The sequence below is a fragment of the Streptomyces mashuensis genome, from assembly GCF_014654785.1.
Lineage (GTDB): Bacteria > Actinomycetota > Actinomycetes > Streptomycetales > Streptomycetaceae > Streptomyces > Streptomyces mashuensis.
Genome location: NZ_BNBD01000009.1, coordinates 18,493 through 35,939, shown reverse-complemented (window position 1 = coordinate 35,939; position 17,447 = coordinate 18,493). Strand labels below are relative to the sequence as shown.

General features: G+C 71.3%; 17 protein-coding genes. 5 read left to right on the top strand and 12 right to left on the bottom strand.

From position 1 onward, the window contains the following. Nucleotides 1-78: 78 nt before the first annotated feature. On the bottom strand, nucleotides 79-1,533 hold the full coding sequence (locus IE305_RS20930; RefSeq protein WP_190131224.1) for a menaquinone biosynthesis decarboxylase: 1,455 nt from the start codon (nucleotides 1,531-1,533) through the stop codon (nucleotides 79-81). Between the two features lie 87 nt (nucleotides 1,534-1,620). Here IE305_RS20930 and IE305_RS20925 point away from each other — a divergent pair, with 87 nt between their 5' ends. Then, nucleotides 1,621-1,917 carry a PLD nuclease N-terminal domain-containing protein gene (locus tag IE305_RS20925; RefSeq protein WP_190131223.1) on the top strand — a complete coding sequence of 99 codons (297 nt, stop codon included), beginning with the start codon at nucleotides 1,621-1,623 and terminating at the stop codon, nucleotides 1,915-1,917. Here the strand turns inward: IE305_RS20925 and IE305_RS20920 are convergent. From IE305_RS20920 to hemL, 9 genes are all read right to left on the bottom strand, one after another. Beyond that, nucleotides 1,914-2,432, bottom strand: coding sequence for an SRPBCC domain-containing protein (locus IE305_RS20920; protein WP_190131222.1), 519 nt, complete (start codon nucleotides 2,430-2,432; stop codon nucleotides 1,914-1,916). The genes IE305_RS20925 and IE305_RS20920 overlap by 4 nt on opposite strands. Nucleotides 2,433-2,469: 37 nt before the next feature. Continuing rightward, the gene (locus tag IE305_RS20915) at nucleotides 2,470-3,030 is read right to left on the bottom strand and encodes a Uma2 family endonuclease (RefSeq protein ID WP_190131221.1); all 561 of its coding nucleotides are present in this window, start codon (nucleotides 3,028-3,030) and stop codon (nucleotides 2,470-2,472) included. 132 nt (nucleotides 3,031-3,162) lie between these two features. Next, nucleotides 3,163-4,248: a c-type cytochrome biogenesis protein CcsB gene (ccsB, locus tag IE305_RS20910; RefSeq protein ID WP_190131220.1), complete on the bottom strand. Its 1,086-nt coding sequence runs from the start codon at nucleotides 4,246-4,248 to the stop codon at nucleotides 3,163-3,165. Then, nucleotides 4,245-6,047, bottom strand: a complete 1,803-nt coding sequence (gene resB, locus IE305_RS20905) for a cytochrome c biogenesis protein ResB (protein ID WP_190131219.1) — start codon at nucleotides 6,045-6,047, stop codon at nucleotides 4,245-4,247. Before resB ends, ccsB begins: the two co-directional genes overlap by 4 nt. A gap of 5 nt (nucleotides 6,048-6,052) precedes the next feature. Then, nucleotides 6,053-6,826, bottom strand: a complete 774-nt coding sequence (locus IE305_RS20900; RefSeq protein ID WP_190131218.1) for a cytochrome c biogenesis CcdA family protein — start codon at nucleotides 6,824-6,826, stop codon at nucleotides 6,053-6,055. 13 nt (nucleotides 6,827-6,839) lie between these two features. After that, a complete protein-coding gene (locus tag IE305_RS20895; RefSeq protein WP_190131217.1) occupies nucleotides 6,840-7,460 on the bottom strand; it encodes a TlpA family protein disulfide reductase in 621 nt (206 codons plus the stop codon). A gap of 86 nt (nucleotides 7,461-7,546) precedes the next feature. Further along, nucleotides 7,547-8,767: a polysaccharide deacetylase family protein gene (locus IE305_RS20890; protein WP_190131216.1), complete on the bottom strand. Its 1,221-nt coding sequence runs from the start codon at nucleotides 8,765-8,767 to the stop codon at nucleotides 7,547-7,549. Between the two features lie 198 nt (nucleotides 8,768-8,965). Beyond that, a complete protein-coding gene (locus IE305_RS20885) occupies nucleotides 8,966-9,613 on the bottom strand; it encodes a histidine phosphatase family protein (protein ID WP_190131424.1) in 648 nt (215 codons plus the stop codon). A gap of 50 nt (nucleotides 9,614-9,663) precedes the next feature. Then, nucleotides 9,664-10,989, bottom strand: a complete 1,326-nt coding sequence (hemL, locus tag IE305_RS20880) for a glutamate-1-semialdehyde 2,1-aminomutase (RefSeq protein ID WP_190131215.1) — start codon at nucleotides 10,987-10,989, stop codon at nucleotides 9,664-9,666. Between the two features lie 127 nt (nucleotides 10,990-11,116). On the opposite strand from hemL, the gene IE305_RS20875 reads away from it, so the two are divergent. Next, nucleotides 11,117-11,689: a hypothetical protein gene (locus tag IE305_RS20875; protein ID WP_190131214.1), complete on the top strand. Its 573-nt coding sequence runs from the start codon at nucleotides 11,117-11,119 to the stop codon at nucleotides 11,687-11,689. A gap of 59 nt (nucleotides 11,690-11,748) precedes the next feature. Further along, nucleotides 11,749-12,513 carry an SDR family NAD(P)-dependent oxidoreductase gene (locus tag IE305_RS20870; protein ID WP_190131213.1) on the top strand — a complete coding sequence of 255 codons (765 nt, stop codon included), beginning with the start codon at nucleotides 11,749-11,751 and terminating at the stop codon, nucleotides 12,511-12,513. 18 nt (nucleotides 12,514-12,531) lie between these two features. Here IE305_RS20870 and IE305_RS20865 read toward each other — a convergent pair whose 3' ends face one another. Next, entirely contained in the window at nucleotides 12,532-13,725 is a 1,194-nt protein-coding gene (locus IE305_RS20865; protein WP_190131212.1) for an RtcB family protein, read from the bottom strand. A gap of 173 nt (nucleotides 13,726-13,898) precedes the next feature. On the opposite strand from IE305_RS20865, the gene IE305_RS20860 reads away from it, so the two are divergent. Together IE305_RS20860 and IE305_RS20855 are read left to right on the top strand one after the other, a co-directional pair. Next, nucleotides 13,899-14,750 carry a hypothetical protein gene (locus tag IE305_RS20860; RefSeq protein WP_190131211.1) on the top strand — a complete coding sequence of 284 codons (852 nt, stop codon included), beginning with the start codon at nucleotides 13,899-13,901 and terminating at the stop codon, nucleotides 14,748-14,750. 141 nt (nucleotides 14,751-14,891) lie between these two features. Next, a complete protein-coding gene (locus IE305_RS20855) occupies nucleotides 14,892-15,614 on the top strand; it encodes a hypothetical protein (RefSeq protein ID WP_190131210.1) in 723 nt (240 codons plus the stop codon). An 87-nt stretch (nucleotides 15,615-15,701) separates the two neighbouring features. On the opposite strand, the gene lysS is transcribed toward IE305_RS20855, so the two are convergent. After that, nucleotides 15,702-17,417: a lysine--tRNA ligase gene (gene lysS, locus IE305_RS20850; RefSeq protein WP_190131209.1), complete on the bottom strand. Its 1,716-nt coding sequence runs from the start codon at nucleotides 17,415-17,417 to the stop codon at nucleotides 15,702-15,704. Nucleotides 17,418-17,447 lie beyond the last annotated feature (30 nt).

Sequence of the window (17,447 nt, the reverse complement as noted above, 5' to 3'; positions counted from 1 at the left end):
GGCCGTACTCCGGTTCACCCCCGCGGAAGCGGGGAGATCCCGGCTTCACGCTGCCCGTTCCCATACTGCCGAGGACTGTCACAGCCCGTACTCCTTCCAGCGGCGCGTCACCCGTGCGGCGACGTCCGGGTCCGACTCCACCATCCGCGGCCAGCCGCCGTCGCGCGTGTAGCCCTCCTCGGGCCACTTCGCGGTGGCGTCGATGCCGGCCTTGCCGCCCCAGAACTGCTGGTACGAGGCGTGGTCGAGGTGGTCGACGGGGCCCTCGACGACCGTCAGGTCGCGCGCGTAGTCGACGTTGCCCAGCGCTCGCCAGGACACCTCGTGCAGGTCGTGGACGTCGCAGTCGGCGTCCACGACGACGATCAGCTTGGTGAGCGACATCATGTGCGCGCCCCAGATGGCGTGCATGACCTTCTGGGCGTGCTTGGGGTACTTCTTGTCGATCGAGACGATCGCGCAGTTGTGGAAGCCGCCGGACTCGGGGAGGTGGTAGTCCACGATGTCCGGGACGATGATCTTCAGCAGGGGCAGGAAGAACCGCTCGGTGGCGCGGCCCAGCGGGCCGTCCTCCGTGGGCGGCCGGCCCACGACGATCGACTGGAGCAGCGGCCGGCGCCGCATCGTCACGCAGTCGATGGTGAGGGCGGGGAAGGGCTCCTGCGGCGTGTAGAAGCCGGTGTGGTCGCCGAACGGCCCCTCCGGCAGCATCTCGCCGGGCTCCAGCCAGCCCTCCAGGACCACCTCGGCGTTGGCCGGGACCTGGAGCGGCACGGTCTTGCAGTCGACCATCTCGATGCGCTTGCCCTGCACGAAGCCGGCGAAGAGGTACTCGTCGATGTCGCCGGGGAGCGGGGCGGTGGAGGCGTAGGTGACGGCCGGGGGGCAGCCGAAGGCGATGGCCACGGGCAGCCGCTCGCCGCGGCGGGCGGCGACCTGGTAGTGGTTGCGGCTGTCCTTGTGGATCTGCCAGTGCATGCCGATGGTGCGCTTGTCGTGGCGCTGGAGGCGGTAGAGGCCGAGGTTGCGGACGCCGGTCTCGGGGTGCTTGGTGTGGGTGAGGCCCAGGTTGAAGAACGAGCCGCCGTCCTCGGGCCAGGTGAACAGCGCGGGCAGCGCGTCGAGGTCGACGTCGTCGCCGGTGAGCACGACCTCCTGGACGGGAGCGTCGCCCTTCACCTTCTTCGGCGGCACGTGCGCCATCGCGCCGAGCTTGCCGAACGCCTCGCGGACGCCGACGAAGCCGTGCGGCAGCTCGGGCTTGAGCAGCCCGCCGACCTTCTCGCCGATCTCGTCGTACGAGCGCAGGCCGAGCGCCTTGAGGAGGCGGCGGTCGGTGCCGTAGACGTTCATGGCCAGGGGCATGGCGGAGCCCTTGACGTTCTCGAACAGCAGGGCCGGCCCGCCGGCCTTGTTGACCCTGTCGACGATCTCCCCGACTTCCAGATGAGGGTCGACCTCGGCCTTGACGCGCTTGAGGTCGCCGTCGCGCTCGAGTGCCCGGAGGAACGAGCGAAGATCGTCGTAAGCCATGCCTTCCAGTATCGAGCACGCACTACCCTGGACCCGTCACGGGGGCCGCGAAGCGGCCCGAACCACCGCACACCGGGGGCCGCCGCCATGCTCAGGTACCTGCCGTTCCTGCTGGTTCTGGCGCTGTGGATCTACGCGTTCATCGACTGCCTCAACACCCCGGAGGACGAGGTGCGGGGCCTGCCGAAGATCGCCTGGGTGTTCGTGATCCTGCTGTTCGGCGAGGTGCTCGTGGGGCCGGTGGCGTGGCTGGTGGCGGGCCGCCCGAAGCGTCCGGCACCGGCGGCCGGGCAACAGCGCTGGGTGGCGCCGGACGACAACCCCGAGTTCCTGCGCTCCCTCAAGCCCGACACGGACAACGGCCCGGAGGGCCGGGCGGGCTAGCGCCCCTTGCGGTAGCGGTCGCGGAGCTCCTGCCAGCGGTCGGGGGTCCACTCGGACCAGTCGGCGGGGTGCCCGCCGAGGGCCTGCAGCAGGTACTCGAAGTGGTGGTGCCAGCCGGCCAGGCAGTCCAGCCGCAGGTCCTCGTCGCCGGCCATCTCGTTGCTGAAGTGCAGCAGCGTGCCGCCGACGCCCAGCGGCCCGGGCTCCAGCTCGAACCGGACGCGCCCGTGCACCTCGACGGTGTACTCCACGACCCGCGGCGGCTCCCACGCGGTCACCCGCCCCGGCGCCACGGTCGCCTGCCCCTGCGGCCCGGTGTTCAGCCACCGCAACGTGATGGCCCCGCCCGGCCGCTGCTCGAACGGCTCGGCGGCCGCCAGCCACGTCGGCAACCCCTCCGGCGTCGCCACGGCGGCCCACACCTCCTCCACCGGGTACGGGATCGACAGCTCGTACCGCAGCGTGTGCGTGTCGCCCTCGGTCTCGGAGGCGCCGTAGGGGGAGGGGATCTCCATACGTCCACGTGTAGCACGCCGGGGGGCGACGCGCGCGTCAGTCGCGGGGCCAGTGGGTGGTGTCGACGGCGATCTCAGGAGCCGGCAGGGTGAACTTGCTGGTGAACGTGTAGGTGACCTCGTCGGTGTACCGGTCCCCGCGCGGGGCGTGGAAGACGTGCGCCAACCCGGTCCTCGGGTCGGCGATGAGGTACGTCGGCACTCCGGCCACCGCGTACGTCGTCAGCTTCGCCCCGAAGTCGTCGCGCCGGCTGCTCGGTGACACCACCTCGGCCACCAGCTCCAGGTCCTGGTACTGGTACAGGCCTTTCTCGTTCTTCTGCGCCCCCACCCGCACGAGAGCGACATCGGGCGCGTAACCGTTGAGGTGCCCCGGGAAGTCGATGCGGACGTCCCACAGGATGCCCGGGTCCGCCACTCCCCGAACGGCCTCCAGATCGCGGGACAGCAACCGAATGATCATTGAGTGCACATCGCGCTGCGGGTTCAGGACGATCTCCCCCTCGATGATTTCCGCCCGATAACCCGCGGGCACGTTCATCCCCTCGATGAGCGCGAACATCTCATCGAGCTGAGCGGTGTCCTCCACGGTTGCCATCCGGCACCTCCCCATGTCGCGCCTGACTCTATGGACGCACAGCCTCCCCCACTCGCACAAAGGCCCGCATCCCCCCGGACGGGGGACACGGGCCGTGCCTTCAGGCGTGCGCGTACGCGCCGTGCTGCCGGCTCAGACCCCCGCGTAGGAGTGCTTGCCGCTCAGCAGGATGTTGACGCCGTAGTAGTTGAACAGGTAGCAGGCGAAGGCCAGCAGGCCCAGGTAGGCGGTCTTGCGGCCCTTCCAGCCGGCCGTGGCGCGGGCGTGCAGGTAGCAGGCGTAGGCCACCCAGGTGATGAAGGACCAGACCTCCTTGGGGTCCCAGCCCCAGTAGCGGCCCCAGGCCGCCTCGGCCCAGATCGCGCCCGCGACGATCGTGAACGTCCACAGCGGGAAGACGGTCGCGTTGATGCGGTACGCGAACTTGTCCAGCGAGGCCGCCGACGGCAGGCGGGACAGCACGTTGCTCCAGGCGCCGCCGCCGTCGCGGCCCTCGGCGAGCCGGGCCTCGTAGCCGTCGCGGAAGAGGTAGAACACCGTCGAGGCCGCCGCCACCCACATGGCCGCGCCGCACAGGATGGCGCAGGAGACGTGGATCCACAGCCAGTACGAGTGCAGCGCCGGCACCAGCTGGTCGCTGGCGGTGTAGAGCACCGAGACGGCCAGGCCCAGGTCCAGCAGGATCGACGTGACCAGCGGCAGGCCGAGCCAGCGGACGTTCTTCTTCGCCAGCAGCAGGCCCAGGTAGACCGCGACGGCCGTGGCACCGAACGTCGTGGAGAACTCGTACATGTTGCCCCACGGCGCCCGCTGCACCGACAGGGCGCGGCTGACCACGCTGCCGACGTGCAGCACCCAGGCCAGCACCGTCAGGGACACCGCGATGCGGCCGTACAGGTCGCCCTTCTCGCTGGTGCCGGCCGCGCCGGGGCCGTCCGGCACGTCGCGGCTGCCGGGGCCCGAACGGGTGACGACCTTCGGGCGTTCGAGGACGGCGGTGCCGCCGCCGGCCTGCTTGACCGTGACGCTCACCGACGCGGCGGCCGCGGGGGCCTCCTGCGTCAGGGCGGCGGCGGTGCGGCCGACGGCGCTGCGGCTGCCGAACACCCACTCGGCGATGTGCGCGAGGAAGGCGAGGGTGTAGACGGCCATGGCCGAGTAGATCAGCACATTGCTGACCTGGGCCAGGTTCTCGTTCGTTGCGGCGGCGAGGATCACGCGCGCGCTCCTTCGGACGGTCGTGCCGATTCCTCGGCGGCTTCGTCGGCTGCTGCTGCGGCTGCTTCGGCGGCGGCTTCGGCGGTCGCGGGCGGGGCGTCGGGCTGGAGGGCGGCGGCCAGGGCGGCCAGCTCCTCCGGCAGGCGGGCGGACTCGCTGCGGCCCAGGCCGGCCAGCTCCACCACCGTGCCGCCGTCGGCGCCCGGCACCGCCCGCACCCACACGCGGCGGCGCTGGATGAACAGCGACCCGGCCACGCCCAGCACGGCGGCGACCGCACCGGCGAGGGCGAGGCCGTTGCCGGGCTTCTGGGAGACCTGGAACGTCGCCCACTGCTTGATGCCGTCGAAGTGCAGCGTGCCCGCGCCGTCCGGCAGCGTCATGGTGTCGCCGACCTTGAGCATCTTGGCGAACGCCGAGCCGTCGTCCTCCTTGAACTGCTTCATCTTCGACGTGTTCAGCTGGTAGACGCTCTGCGGCACGCCCGAGTCGATGCCCAGGCTCCCGCGGTAGGCGGTGAGCACCAGCACCGGGTTGTCCAGCGCGGGGAACTGCGACAGCATCGTGCCGCTGCGCAGGTCGAGGGTGGGCACGAAGTTGCCCTGGAAGCCGAGCTGCGTCTTGTTGCCGTCCTTGTCCCGGTAGTCGGGCACCTTCAGCACCGTCGTCTCGGTGACGTTGCTGTCCAGCGGCAGCGACGGCACCGGGCCGCGGAAGGCCACGTTGCCCTGCCCGTCCCGGAAGGTGACGACGGGCGCGTAGCCGTGGCCGATGAGGTAGACCTTCGAGCCGGCGGTCTCCAGCGGCTCGTTCACCTTGATCGTCGCCTTGCGGGACGTGCCGTCGGCTCCGTCCCAGTACGTGACGTGGGCGGCGTAGTCGCGCGGCGTGCCCTTCTCCGGGCCGGTGCGCTCGTACGAACCGGAGAAGCTGTCCAGCGTGAACCCGAACGGGTCCAGGTCGTGCGCGTCGAACAGCGAGCCGGACTTGAAGTCGTCGTACTGCGTGAGCGTGTTGGAGAAGCCGTCGCCCTCGACGACGAGCTTGCCGCCCTCGGACTTCCACAGCTGGCCGGAGGCGAACGCCACCAGCAGCACGATCAGCGAGATGTGGAAGAGGAGGTTGCCGGCCTCGCGCAGGTAGCCCTTCTCCGCGCCGACGGACCCGTCCGCCCGCGCCACGCGGAACCGCCGCCGCTTCAGCAGCCGCTCCGCCGCGTCCAGCACCGCCCCGGGGGCGGCGGTGGTGTGCCACGTGGCGTGCGCCGGCATCCGGGTGAGGTGGCGGGGCGCGGCCGGCGGGCGGCTGCGCAGCTGGCCCACGAACTGCCAGGTGCGCGGGATGATGCAGCCGATCAGCGAGACGAACAGCAGGATGTAGATCGCGGAGAACCACACCGAGCTGTAGACGTGGAACAGCCCCAGCTTGTCGTAGAGGGGCGCCAGCGTGGTGTGGTCCTTCTTCCACTGGTCGGCCTTGAGCGCGTCCACGCCGGTCTGCGGCACGAGCGAGCCGGGGATCGTGGCGAGGGAGAGCAGGAAGAGGAGGATCAGCGCGACCCGCATCGAGGTCAGCTGCCGCCACACCCAGCGCACCCAGCCGAGCGCCTCGCGGCACGCCCACGCCAGGGCGCCGAGCACGCCGGGCCGCCGTACGCCGCCGAACGAGCCGGGCACGGCGGTGCCGCGGTCCTCGGCGGGCGCGGTGGAGAGCGGCGCGCCGCCGTCCTCCTCGCGGTCGTCCTCTTCACGGGCGTCGCGGTCGTCGCGGTCCGTCACGGTGCTGTCCTTGTCGGCCATCGTCGCTAGATCCCGGGGGTGTAGGTGCTCGACCACGTCTGGAGCTCGCCGATCATGCGGTCCCACACGCCGGTGACCAGGAGCAGGCCGACCACGACGAGCATGCCACCGCCGATGCGCATCACCCACGCGTAGTGCCGCTTCACCCAGCCGAAGGCGCCCAGCGCCCGCCGGAAGGCGAGCGCGGCCAGCACGAACGGCAGGCCGAGGCCCACGCAGTAGGCGACGGTGAGCAGGGCGCCGCGGCCGGCGCTGGCCTGGTTGAACGACAGCGACTGCACGGCCGCCAGCGTCGGGCCGATGCAGGGCGTCCAGCCCACGCCGAACAGCACGCCCAGCAGGGGGGCGCCCGCGAGGCCCATCGTGGGCCGCTTGTGGAAGCGGAACTCGCGCTGCCCGAAGAGGCTGAAGGCGCCCATGAAGCCCAGGCCCAGGACGATCGTCAGGGCGCCGAGCGCGATGCCGATCTCCGAGCGGTACTCCTGGAGCGTCCGGCCGAAGAACCCGAAGAGCGCGCCGGTGGAGACGAAGACGGCGGAGAAGCCGAGCACGAAGAGGGAGGAGCCGGCCAGCATCCGGCCGCGCCGCGCCTGCCCCAGGTCGGCGCCGGTGACGCCGGTGACGTACGAGAGGTAGCCGGGCACCAGCGGCAGGACGCACGGCGAGAAGAACGAGACGAGGCCGCCGAGCACCGCCACCGGCAGCGCCAGCAGCAGCGCCCCGGACAGGACGGTCTCGTTCGGCGCGCCGGACACGGCGGCGAGGGTGACGGCGGTCACGGGGTCATCTCTTTCACTTCTCCGCGACCAGCGGGTCCAGCGTCGCGCGCAGCTGGTCCTCGCCGAGCGGCGTCAGCGCCCGGGCCGCGATCTTCCCGTCCCGGTCGATGAAGATCGTGGACGGGATGGACTGCGGGTTGAGGCTGCCCTTGGGGAAGCGCAGCAGCAGCTTGCCGGAGGAGTCGTACAGGCTCGGGTACGGGACCCCGAACTCCTTGTGGAAGGCGACCGCCGGCGCGGGGTCGGGGTCGCGGGTGTCGATCCCGACGAACTGCACGCCCTTGTCCTTGTACGCGTTGGCGACGGCGACGAAGTTCTTGGCCTCGGCCCGGCAGGGCGGGCACCACGAGCCCCACACGTTGAGGACGACGATCTTGCCGCGGTACTCCTTGGCGACGTCGAGGTCCTTGCCGTCGATCGTCCTGCCGGACAGCTCGGGGGCCGCCTGCCGGCCGGCGCGGTCCTTGACCACGTCGACGCCGCCGCTGCCCTGCACGAACTGCGTCTGGCCACCGCCGCCGGAGCTGCCGCCGGAGCCGCAGGCGCTGAGCGCCAGCCCCAGGAGGGCGGCGCCGGTGACCGGCAGGAGGGTACGACGGCGACGGAGGTGGCGTCGGAGGGCGCGGGCACTCATGTGAAAAGTTTCGCATGGGCGGTTTGCGGATCTTCCGCACCCCCCGCCGGGGCCCGTCGGGCTGGTTCCGGACGTTCAGCCGTGGGTCAGTCGTGGGCGCTCCACTTCTCCCCGACGTCGAGTCGCCGCAGCTTCCGCAGCACCTCCGGGCGCTGCACGTCGAGCCAGTCGACGAACTGCCGGAACGACACGATCCGGACGTCCTTGCGCCGGTCGTCGGCCATGTACTTGAACGCCTCCTCCACCGCGTCCATGTAGATCCCGCCGTTCCACTCCTCCAGATGGTTGCCGATGAAGAACGGCGCCCGGTTCGTCTCGTAGGCCCGGTCGAAGCCCGCGATGTACGCCTCCGTCGCCTGCCGCCGCCAGCCGGGGTAGTGCGCGGGGACGCCGCGGGTGGAGTTGCCGGACTGGTTGGCGAGGATGTTGTAGTCCATCGAGAGGACCTCGAAGGACCGGCCCGGGAAGGGCATCTGCTGGAGGGGCAGGTCCCAGACGCCGTGCCGCTTGCGCGGCCAGACCTGCTCGCCGCCGGGCGAGCTGGCGTCGTACCGCCAGCCCAGCCGCCGCGCCACCGGCAGCAGGTTGTGCTGGCCCAGCAGGCAGGGGGTGCGGCCGCCGATCAGCTCCTTGCGGTAGTCGAAGGGCAGCGGCTCCAGGTCCTTGAACCCCGTGTGGCTCCGCCACCGGGTGACGAAGGACACGGCCTGCTCGATCTCGTCCTCCCAGTCCTCGGGCGTCCAGTGCGCGACCGAGCCGGAGCCGGAGCAGAAGTGGCCGTTGAAGTGCGTCCCGATCTCGTGGCCCTCCAGCCAGGCCGCCCGCAGGTTCTCCAGCGTGGCCCGGATGTGCTCGTCCGACAGGTAGCCGATGTCGGAGGCGCCGCGCGGGTTGTTCGGCGGCTCGTAGAGGTGCCGGCGGTCCTCCGGCAGCAGGTAGATCCCGGAGAGGAAGAACGTCATCCGGGCGCCGTGGTCCCGGGCGAGCTTGCGGAACCGGGGGAAGAGGCCGTTGCCGACCTCGCCCGCCCCGTCCCACGAGAAGATCACGAACTGCGGGGGCTTCTGCCCCGGCTCCAGCGGCTCCGGGCGCGACGGCTGGTTGGGCTGCTCCCCCGCGTCCGCCGTGGAACCGTCCCCGATGAGGCGGAGCCGGGCCCGCGCGGCGGCCTTGGCGGCCGGGTCCGCGGGCCGGGGCCGCGACCGGGGGGCGTCCGGTATGCCCGACGAGCAACCGGCGATACCGGTGAGCGCGGCGGCCGCCCCCACGCCCAGGCCGAGCAGGTCCCTTCGGGTGATGTCGCGCATGTCGGTTCCGTCCGTGCTCGTGAGCCCTCGTACCATATGCCGTCCATATAAATGGACATCAGGTACGAGGGCGCGCCGGACTACGACGGATGCGCTCTTCCACGAAGCCGTCCGGGCGGTTCACCGACGGCGGACCACCCGGACGGGGACGGAAACGACGGAGACAGAAACGACGGGGACGGAAACCCTGTCGAGGGCTCAGGCGCCGAACGCCTTCGACCCGCCCTTCACCGGCTTGGCGCCGGCCAGCAGGTGAGGCGGCACCAGATCACGGGCCGGCTCGCTGTAGCCCACCGAAACGATCCTGTCGCCCCGGTAGGTGAACGTCGTCAGGCTCGCCAGCGTGCACTGCCGCTTCCGCGGGTCGTGCCACAGCCGGCGCTTCTCCACGAAGCTCCGCACGATCCAGATCGGCAGCTGGTGGCTGACCAGCACCGCCTCGTGGCCCCGCGCCGCGTCCTTCGCCGCGTCCAGCGCACCCATCATCCGCACGACCTGCTCGATGTACGGCTCGCCCCACGACGGACGGAACGGGTTCGTCAGGTGCCGCCAGTTCGCCGGCTTGCGCAGCGCACCGTCGCCCACGCCGAACGTCTTGCCCTCGAAGACGTTCGCCGCCTCGATCAGCCGCTCGTCGGTCGCCACGTCCAGGCCGTGCGTCTTGGCGATCGGCGCCGCCGTCTCCTGCGCCCGCTCCAGCGGCGAGGCCACGACGTGCGTCACGTCCCGCTCGGCGAGGTGCTCCGCCACCCGGTCCGCCATGCGCCGGCCCAGCTCGGACAGGTGGTAGCCCGCACGGCGGCCGTACAGCACACCCTCCGGATTGTGCACCTCGCCGTGCCGCATCAGATGAACGACAGTGATGTCGCCGCTCTTGGCGCCCTTGTCGCCGGTGCTCACTTCTCCCCCTCCGTGGCCTGCGCCGCCGCACGGGCCGCCGCCGGCAGCGCCGCCGCGATCCGGCCGACCGCCGCCTCGTCGTGCGTCGTCGACACGAACCACGACTCGAACGCCGACGGCGGCAGGTAGACGCCCTGCGACAGCATCGAGTGGAAGAACGCGGTGTAGCGGAACGCCTCCTGCGTCCGGGCCGCCGCGTAGTCCGTGACGTCCTTGTCGGTGAAGAACACCGAGAACATGTTCCCGGCAGTCTGCAGCCGGTGCGCCACGCCCTCCTTCGCCAGCGCCTCGGTCACCAGCCCGCGGATCTCCTCCGACACCGCGTTGACCTTGGCGTACGCGGCGTCGTCCAGCAGCCGCAGCTGCGCCAGGCCCGCTGCCGTGGCCACCGGGTTACCGGACAGGGTGCCCGCCTGGTAGACGGGGCCGGCCGGGGCCAGGTGCGCCATGACGTCGGCGCGGCCGCCGAACGCCGCCGCCGGGAAGCCACCGCCCATGACCTTGCCGAAGGTCATCAGGTCGGGCTTCACCCGGTCGATGCCGTACCAGCCCTCCTTCGACACACGGAAGCCCGTCATCACCTCGTCGGAGATGAACAGCGCACCGTTCTGCGCGCACGCCGTCTTCAGGCCCTCGTTGAAGCCCGGCAGCGGCGGCACCACGCCCATGTTGCCCGGCGACGCCTCGGTGATCACACAGGCGATCTCCCCCGGGTACGCGTGGAACGCCTCGTGCACGGCCTCCAGGTCGTTGTACGGCAGCACGATCGTGTCGCCCGCCTGCGCACCCGTGACGCCGGGCGTGTCCGGCAGCCCGAACGTGGCCACGCCCGAGCCGGCCGCGGCCAGCAGCGCGTCCACATGGCCGTGGTAGCAGCCGGCGAACTTGATCACCTTGGCCCGGCCGGTGAAGCCGCGCGCCAGCCGGATCGCCGACATCGTCGCCTCGGTGCCCGAGGAGACCAGGCGCACCTGCTCCACGGGCTCCACCCGGGCCACGATCTCCTCGGCCAGCGCCACCTCGCCCTCACCGGGCGTCCCGAAGGAGGTACCGCGCGCCACGGCCTCCTGCACGGCCGCCACGACCTGGGGGTGCGCATGGCCGAGAATCATCGGCCCCCAGGAACATACGAGATCCACGTACTCCCGGCCGTCCGCGTCCGTGAGGTACGGACCGGTGCCGGACACCATGAACCGGGGCGTACCACCCACGGCACGGAAAGCGCGCACCGGAGAGTTCACGCCACCGGGCGTCACGGCAGCCGCGCGGTCGAAGAGCGTCTGGGAGACTGGGGCACTGAATGGATAGCTCACGCCTGCCATGGTCTCAGAGCGTCCCGGTCCCTCGCGGCCGGGCGTTTCGCACGCCGCGCACGGGGGAGGTCTCTGAGACGATGATCTGGTTGCGCGGCGGGGGCTGTGCTGCGTAAAAAAGCGGTCGGGTGGAGATATGCATCGCGGTGGCGGACTGGGCGAGGGCACCGATGACCTGGGGCCCGAGCGAGCCCGGCGCGGCCACAGGGGGCGGCACCGGCGCGAGGAGCACCGCCAGGAACACAGCACGGGAAGCAGGAGTGGCCGGGTGGGGGTGACCTACAAGTACTTCGGGGCCCCCAACGGCGCCACCGCGGCGCGCGTCCCCATCTCCATGCGCCCCGAGGAGCTCGGCGGTGACGAGCTGGGCATGGGCGGGATGTTCACCCGGATCAAGCCGGAGACCGTGGCCGCCATGGTCCTCACCGGCATCGAGGGCATACCCCTGCACAAGGTGCCCCCGCTGGAGCTCGTCGTCCTCCACCCCGACTACGCCGTGGTCAAGCTGCCCCCCATGACCGTCGTCGACCCGCTGCGCGGAATCGGCGAGGAATCGGTGGGCGCCGCCGCCTTCATCTGGTCCACGGTCCCCGACCGCGGCGGCCCGCGCGACGCCTTCGACGTCTACCGGCTGCTGCACGAGTGGCAGGACTTCAGCCACCGCCTGCACGAGGCGGGCCACGAGCCGTACTGCCTGGTCTGGCCCTAGCCTCACGCCCGGGGCCGCATATCCTTCGGGCGGAGCCCGCCCCCGCCCAGGAGGACCGCATGACCACCCGCACCGCCGTCGTCACCGGAGCCAGCAGCGGCATCGGCGCCGCCACCGCCCGCGCCCTGGCCGCCGCCGGCTACCGCGTCGTGATCACCGCCCGCCGGGCGGACCGGCTGAAGGCCCTCGCCGACGAGATCACCGCCGCCGGCCACGAGGCCGTCCCGTACCCCCTCGACGTCACCGACCGCGCCGCCGTCGACGCCTTCGCCGCGTCCCTCGACGACCACGGCCCCGTCGAGGTCCTGGTCAACAACGCCGGCGGCGCGCTGGGCCTCGACCCCGTCGCCACCGCCGACCCCGCCCACTGGCGCACGATGTACGAGGTCAACGTCCTCGGCGTGCTCCACATGACCCAGGCCCTGCTCCCCCGCCTCCGCGCCGCCGAGGGCACGGTGATCGTCGTGACCTCCACCGCGGGCCACGGCACGTACGAGGGCGGCGCCGGCTACGCCGCCGCCAAGTACGGCGCCCACGCCCTCACCGAGACGCTCCGCCTGGAGCTGTGCGGCGAGCCCGTCCGCGTCGTGGAGATCGCCCCCGGCATGGTGAAGACCGAGGAGTTCGCCCTCACCCGCTTCGCCGGCGACCAGGACCGCGCCGAGGCGGTCTACGGCGGCGTCCCGGACCCCCTCACCGCCGAGGACGTCGCCGAGACCATCACCTGGACCGTCACCCGCCCCCCGCACGTCAACATCGACCTCCTGATCGTCCGCCCCCGCGCCCAGGCCTCCAACTACAAGATCCACCGCGAGCAGCGGTAGGGGCAGGCCGTAGCGGCGTCAGCCCTTCACGCAGACGATCTGCTTCAGCTTCGCCACCACCTCGACGAGGTCCCGCTGCTGTTCCATGACCTGCTCGATCGGCTTGTACGCGGCCGGGATCTCGTCGACCACGCCGGAGTCCTTCCGGCACTCCACACCGCGCGTCTGCTCGGCCAGGTCCTGCGCCGAGAACAGCTTCTTCGCCTTGTTGCGGCTCATCCGGCGGCCCGCGCCGTGCGAGGCCGAGTTGAACGCCGCCTCGTTGCCCAGGCCGCGCACGATGTACGAGCCCGTGCCCATCGAGCCCGGGATGATGCCGTACTCGCCGCTGCCGGCCCGGATCGCGCCCTTGCGCGTCACCAGCAGGTCCACGCCCTCGTACGTCTCCTCGGCCACGTAGTTGTGGTGGCACGAGATGACGGACTCGAACATCGGCTTGGCCTTCTTGAACTCCTTGCGGACCACGTCCTTGAAGAGCCCCATCATGACCTCGCGGTTGAGGCGCGCGTACTCCTGCGCCCAGAACAGGTCGTGCCGGTAGGCGGCCATCTCCGGCGTCTCCGCCAGGAACACGGCGAGGTCGCGGTCGACGAGCCCCTGATTGTGCGACAGCTTCTGCGCCCGGCCTATGTGGTACTCGGCCAGCTCCTTGCCGATGTTCCGCGAGCCGGAGTGGAGCATCAACCAGACCGAACCTGTCTCATCAAGACAGAATTCCAGGAAGTGGTTGCCCGATCCGAGCGAACCCATCTGCTTCCACGCCCGAGTCTGACGCTTCTTGACCGGTTCCGCGATCGCGTCGAACCGCTCCCAGAACCCGTCCCACCCCGCCGTCGGGAACCCGTGCAGGCGGCGCGGGTCGACCGGGTCGTCGTGCATCGCGAAGCCCACCGGGATCGCCGCCTCGATCTTCGAGCGGAGGCCCGACAGATCGCCCGGCAGGTCGTTCGCCGTCAGCGACGTCTTCACCGCGGACATGCCGCAGCCGATGTCGACGCCCACGGCCGCCGGGCAGACCGCGCCGCGCATCGCGATCACCGAGCCGACCGTGGCGCCCTTGCCGAAGTGGACGTCCGGCATCACGGCGAGGCCCTCGATCCACGGCAGCGTCGAGACGTTCCGCAGCTGCTGCATGGCCACCGGCTCGACCGTGGCCGGATCGGCCCACATACGGATCGGTACCCGGGCGCCGGGCACCTCGGTGTAGGACATACCTTCCTCATTCCCCCGAAAACAGTGAAAAGTGTGAATAGCGCAAAAGCCGGAACTATCAGTTCATCCACGACGGCGGACCGGCAGACGCGGCAGCGCGTGCGGTAGACATTGTCTCCAGCCGCCGCCCCGGGGCGGCAACAGGATTTCGGCGACGAAGGGAGCCACGGACAGTGCAGCGAAGGGCGTACGCACCGGCAGCCGCACTGGCCGCAGCCGTGCTCTCGGCCGGTCTGACCGCATGTGACGCCGGGTCGGCGACCACCGGCGGCAACGACGCCAAGCCCGGCCTGACCGGCGCCTCGGCACCCGCGCCGCAGCCCGGCAAGTACCACAGCCTCCCCGAGCCCTGCGGCTACGTCAGCCGCGACACCGTGCGCCGCATGCTGCCCGGCGCCGACGAGAACGGCGAGGAGGAGGCCACCCGGATCCTCCGCGGCCAGGCCACCCTCACGTACGACACCGACCGGCGCGTCGGCTGCCGCTGGAAGCTGGAGACGCCCACCGGCTCCCGGCACCTGTCGGTCGACTTCGAGCGCGTCGTGTCGTACCAGCCGGGCGTCAGCGACGAGAAGCGCGCCGAGCAGCTGTACCAGCGCATGGCCACCGCCGCGCACATCCCCGCCGCCTCCCCCTCGCCGTCCCCGACCCCCTCCCCGAGCGGCAGCGGGAACAGCGGCAGCCCCTCCCCCGGCGCGAGCCAGAGCCCCGGGCCCGGCCCGCAGCTCGGCGACGCCTCCGTCGCGCCCTCGGTCCCGCCGTCCGCGCCGGCCACCGATCCCCGCCTCGCGCCCCGCACCCTGGACGACCTCGGCGACGACGCGTACGTGGACGACCGCCTGGTCACCACCGGCTCCGGCGTGCACCGCGACGTCACCGTCGTCTTCCGGTCCGCGAACGTCCTGGTCACCGTCGCCTACGACCAGTGGAGCAGCGACCCGCACCACGTGCCGACGAGCCAGGACCTCCAGGGCAGGGCGCAGGCGCTGGCCCGCGAGCTGGACGCCGGGCACTTCGGCAATTAGGCCGGGTGGCGCGGCGCGCTGCGTGCCGTTCCGGCCGCCGCCGCGGCCGCCCGGCGTACCGTGCCTCAAGGACCTCTCAGGACTTCACAGGACCTCACAGGCCCCTTCCACCGAATGAGCGACCGAATGAGCGAAGGACCCATGCACCGACGTACAGCCCCGCGACTCGCCCGAATCCTCGCCTGCGCCGCAGTACCGGTGATGCTCGTCGCCACCGGCTGCTCCTCCGACGGGGACTCCGGCTCGAAGAAGGAGTCGGCCAAGCCGACGAAGTCGGCGGCCACGCCGCAGACGGCGCCGAGCGTTCAGGCCGCCCGGTTCGGCAAGCTGCCGGAGGCGTGCAAGACCGTCACCGAGAAGACGATCGAGGACATCGTCCCGAAGGTGGACAAGAAGGAGGGCAAGCCCCTCAACACGGGTGACACCAACGACATCGCCAGCTGCATCTGGAGCGGCCTCGACAAGGAGGACGTGAAGAACATGCAGAACCGGGTCCTGGTGGTGTCGCTGAAGCGGCTCACCTCGGACCCGACGCTGGGCACCGGCGAGAAGCGCGCCCAGGACTTCGCGGCCCAGCAGGCGACGGCGGTCACGACGGCCGACGGCGCGACGAACGCGAAGACGGAGAAGGTCTCCGGCATCGGTGACGGTGAGGCCGCCCTGGTCAGCACGGACACGAAGAAGAACGACGACGAGTACAAGAACGAGATCGTGGTCGCGCGGACGGCCAACGTCGTGCTGACGGTGAAGTACAGCGGTGCCGGTCTCCAGGGCGCGAAGTCGCCGGACCCCGACGAGCTGAAGAAGAACGCCCAGCAGGCGGCGAAGGACGTGGTGAAGGCGGTCGCCGACGCCAACAAGTGACCGGCGCCCCGGTACGACGAACGCCGCCCGGCGCCGAAAGGCACCGGGCGGCGTTCGTGTCGTACGCGTCGTGCGCGTCGTGCAGGGTCAGGCGGCGAGCAGCTTGCGCACCCGGTCCGCGCCGACGGCGAGGAGGAGGGTGGGCAGGCGCGGGCCCGTGTCGCGGCCGACGAGCAGGTGGTAGAGCAGCGCGAAGAACTGGCGCTGCGCGACCTTCAGCTCGGGGGTCGGCTTGGCGTCGGGCTCCAGGCCGGCCATGACCTTGGGCACGCCGTAGACGAGGTTGGTCAGGCCGTCCAGCGACCAGTGCTCGTCCAGGCCCTCGAGCAGCAGCCGCAGCGACTCGCGGCCCTGGTCGTCGAGGGAGCCGAGCAGCTCGGTGTCGGGCTCGGCGCGGACGATGGTGCGCTGGTCGGCGGGGACCTGGGTGTTGATCCAGTGCTCGGCCTTGTCCAGGCGCGGGCGGCACTCGTCGAGCGAGGTGACCGGGTTGGCCGGGTCGAGGTCGCCGAGGATGCGCAGGGTCTGCTCGTCGTGGCCGGCGGTGATGTCGACGACCGAGGCGAGCGTGCGGTACGGGAGCGGGCGCGGCGTGACGGGCAGCTCGCCGGCGGCGGTGCGGACGGCACGGGCGTGGGCGGCGGCGTCGGCGGGCAGGACGGTGCCGTCGGCGACCTTGGCGCCGAGCTTGTCCCACTCGTCGTAGAGCCGCTGGATCTCCTGGTCGAAGGCGATCTTGAAGGACTGGTTGGGCTTGCGGCGGGCGTAGAGCCAGCGCAGCAGCGGTGCCTCCATGATCTTCAGGGCGTCGCCGGGGGTGGGGACGCCGCCCTTGGAGGAGGACATCTTGGCCATGCCGCTGATGCCGACGAAGGCGTACATCGGGCCGATGGGCTGCTCGCCGCCGAAGACGGGGCCGACGATCTGGCCGCCGACCTGGAAGGACGAGCCGGGCGAGGAGTGGTCGACGCCGGACGGCTCGAAGATCACGCCTTCGTGGGCCCAGCGCATGGGCCAGTCGACCTTCCAGACCAGCTTGCCGTGGTCGAACTCCTTGAGCAGCACGGTCTCGCCGTGGCCGCAGGCGCAGACGTACGAGAGCTCGGTGGTCTCGTCGTCGTACGCCGTGATGGTGGTGAGGTCCTTGTTGCAGGCGGTGCAGTAGGGCTTGTACGGGTAGTAGCCCGTGCTGCCGCTGCCGTCGTCCTCGGCGGCGGCGCCGGAGCCCTCGGCGGCCTCCAGCTCGGCCTCGTCGACCGGCTTCTGCTGCTTCTTCGCGGCCGGCTTCGGCTTGGTGCGGTACTGGGCGAGGATCGCGTCGATGTCGCCGCGGTGCTTCATGGCGTGCAGGATCTGCTCGCGGTAGGCGCCCGAGGTGTACTGCGCGGTCTGGCTGATGCCCTTGTACTCGATGCCCAGCTCGGCGAGCGCCTCGATCATCGCGGCCTTGAAGTGCTCGGCCCAGTTGGCGTGGCTGCTGCCGGGCGGGGCCGGGACGGAGGTCAGCGGCTTGCCGATGTGCTCCGCCCAGGACGGGTCGATGCCGGCCGGGACCTTGCGGTACCGGTCGTAGTCGTCCCAGGAGAGGATGTGGACGCACTCCAGGCCGCGGCGGCGGATCTCGTCGGCGACCAGGTGCGGGGTCATGACCTCGCGGAGGTTGCCGAGGTGGATGGGGCCGGAGGGGGACAGGCCCGACGCGACGACGATCGGTTTGCCGGGCGCCCGGCGCTCGCCCTCGGCGATGACCTCGTCGGCGAAACGGGAGACCCAGTCGGCCTCGGTGCTCTGAGCCTGAGCCACGGCACTTCCTTCCTTACGGTCCTGGCATGA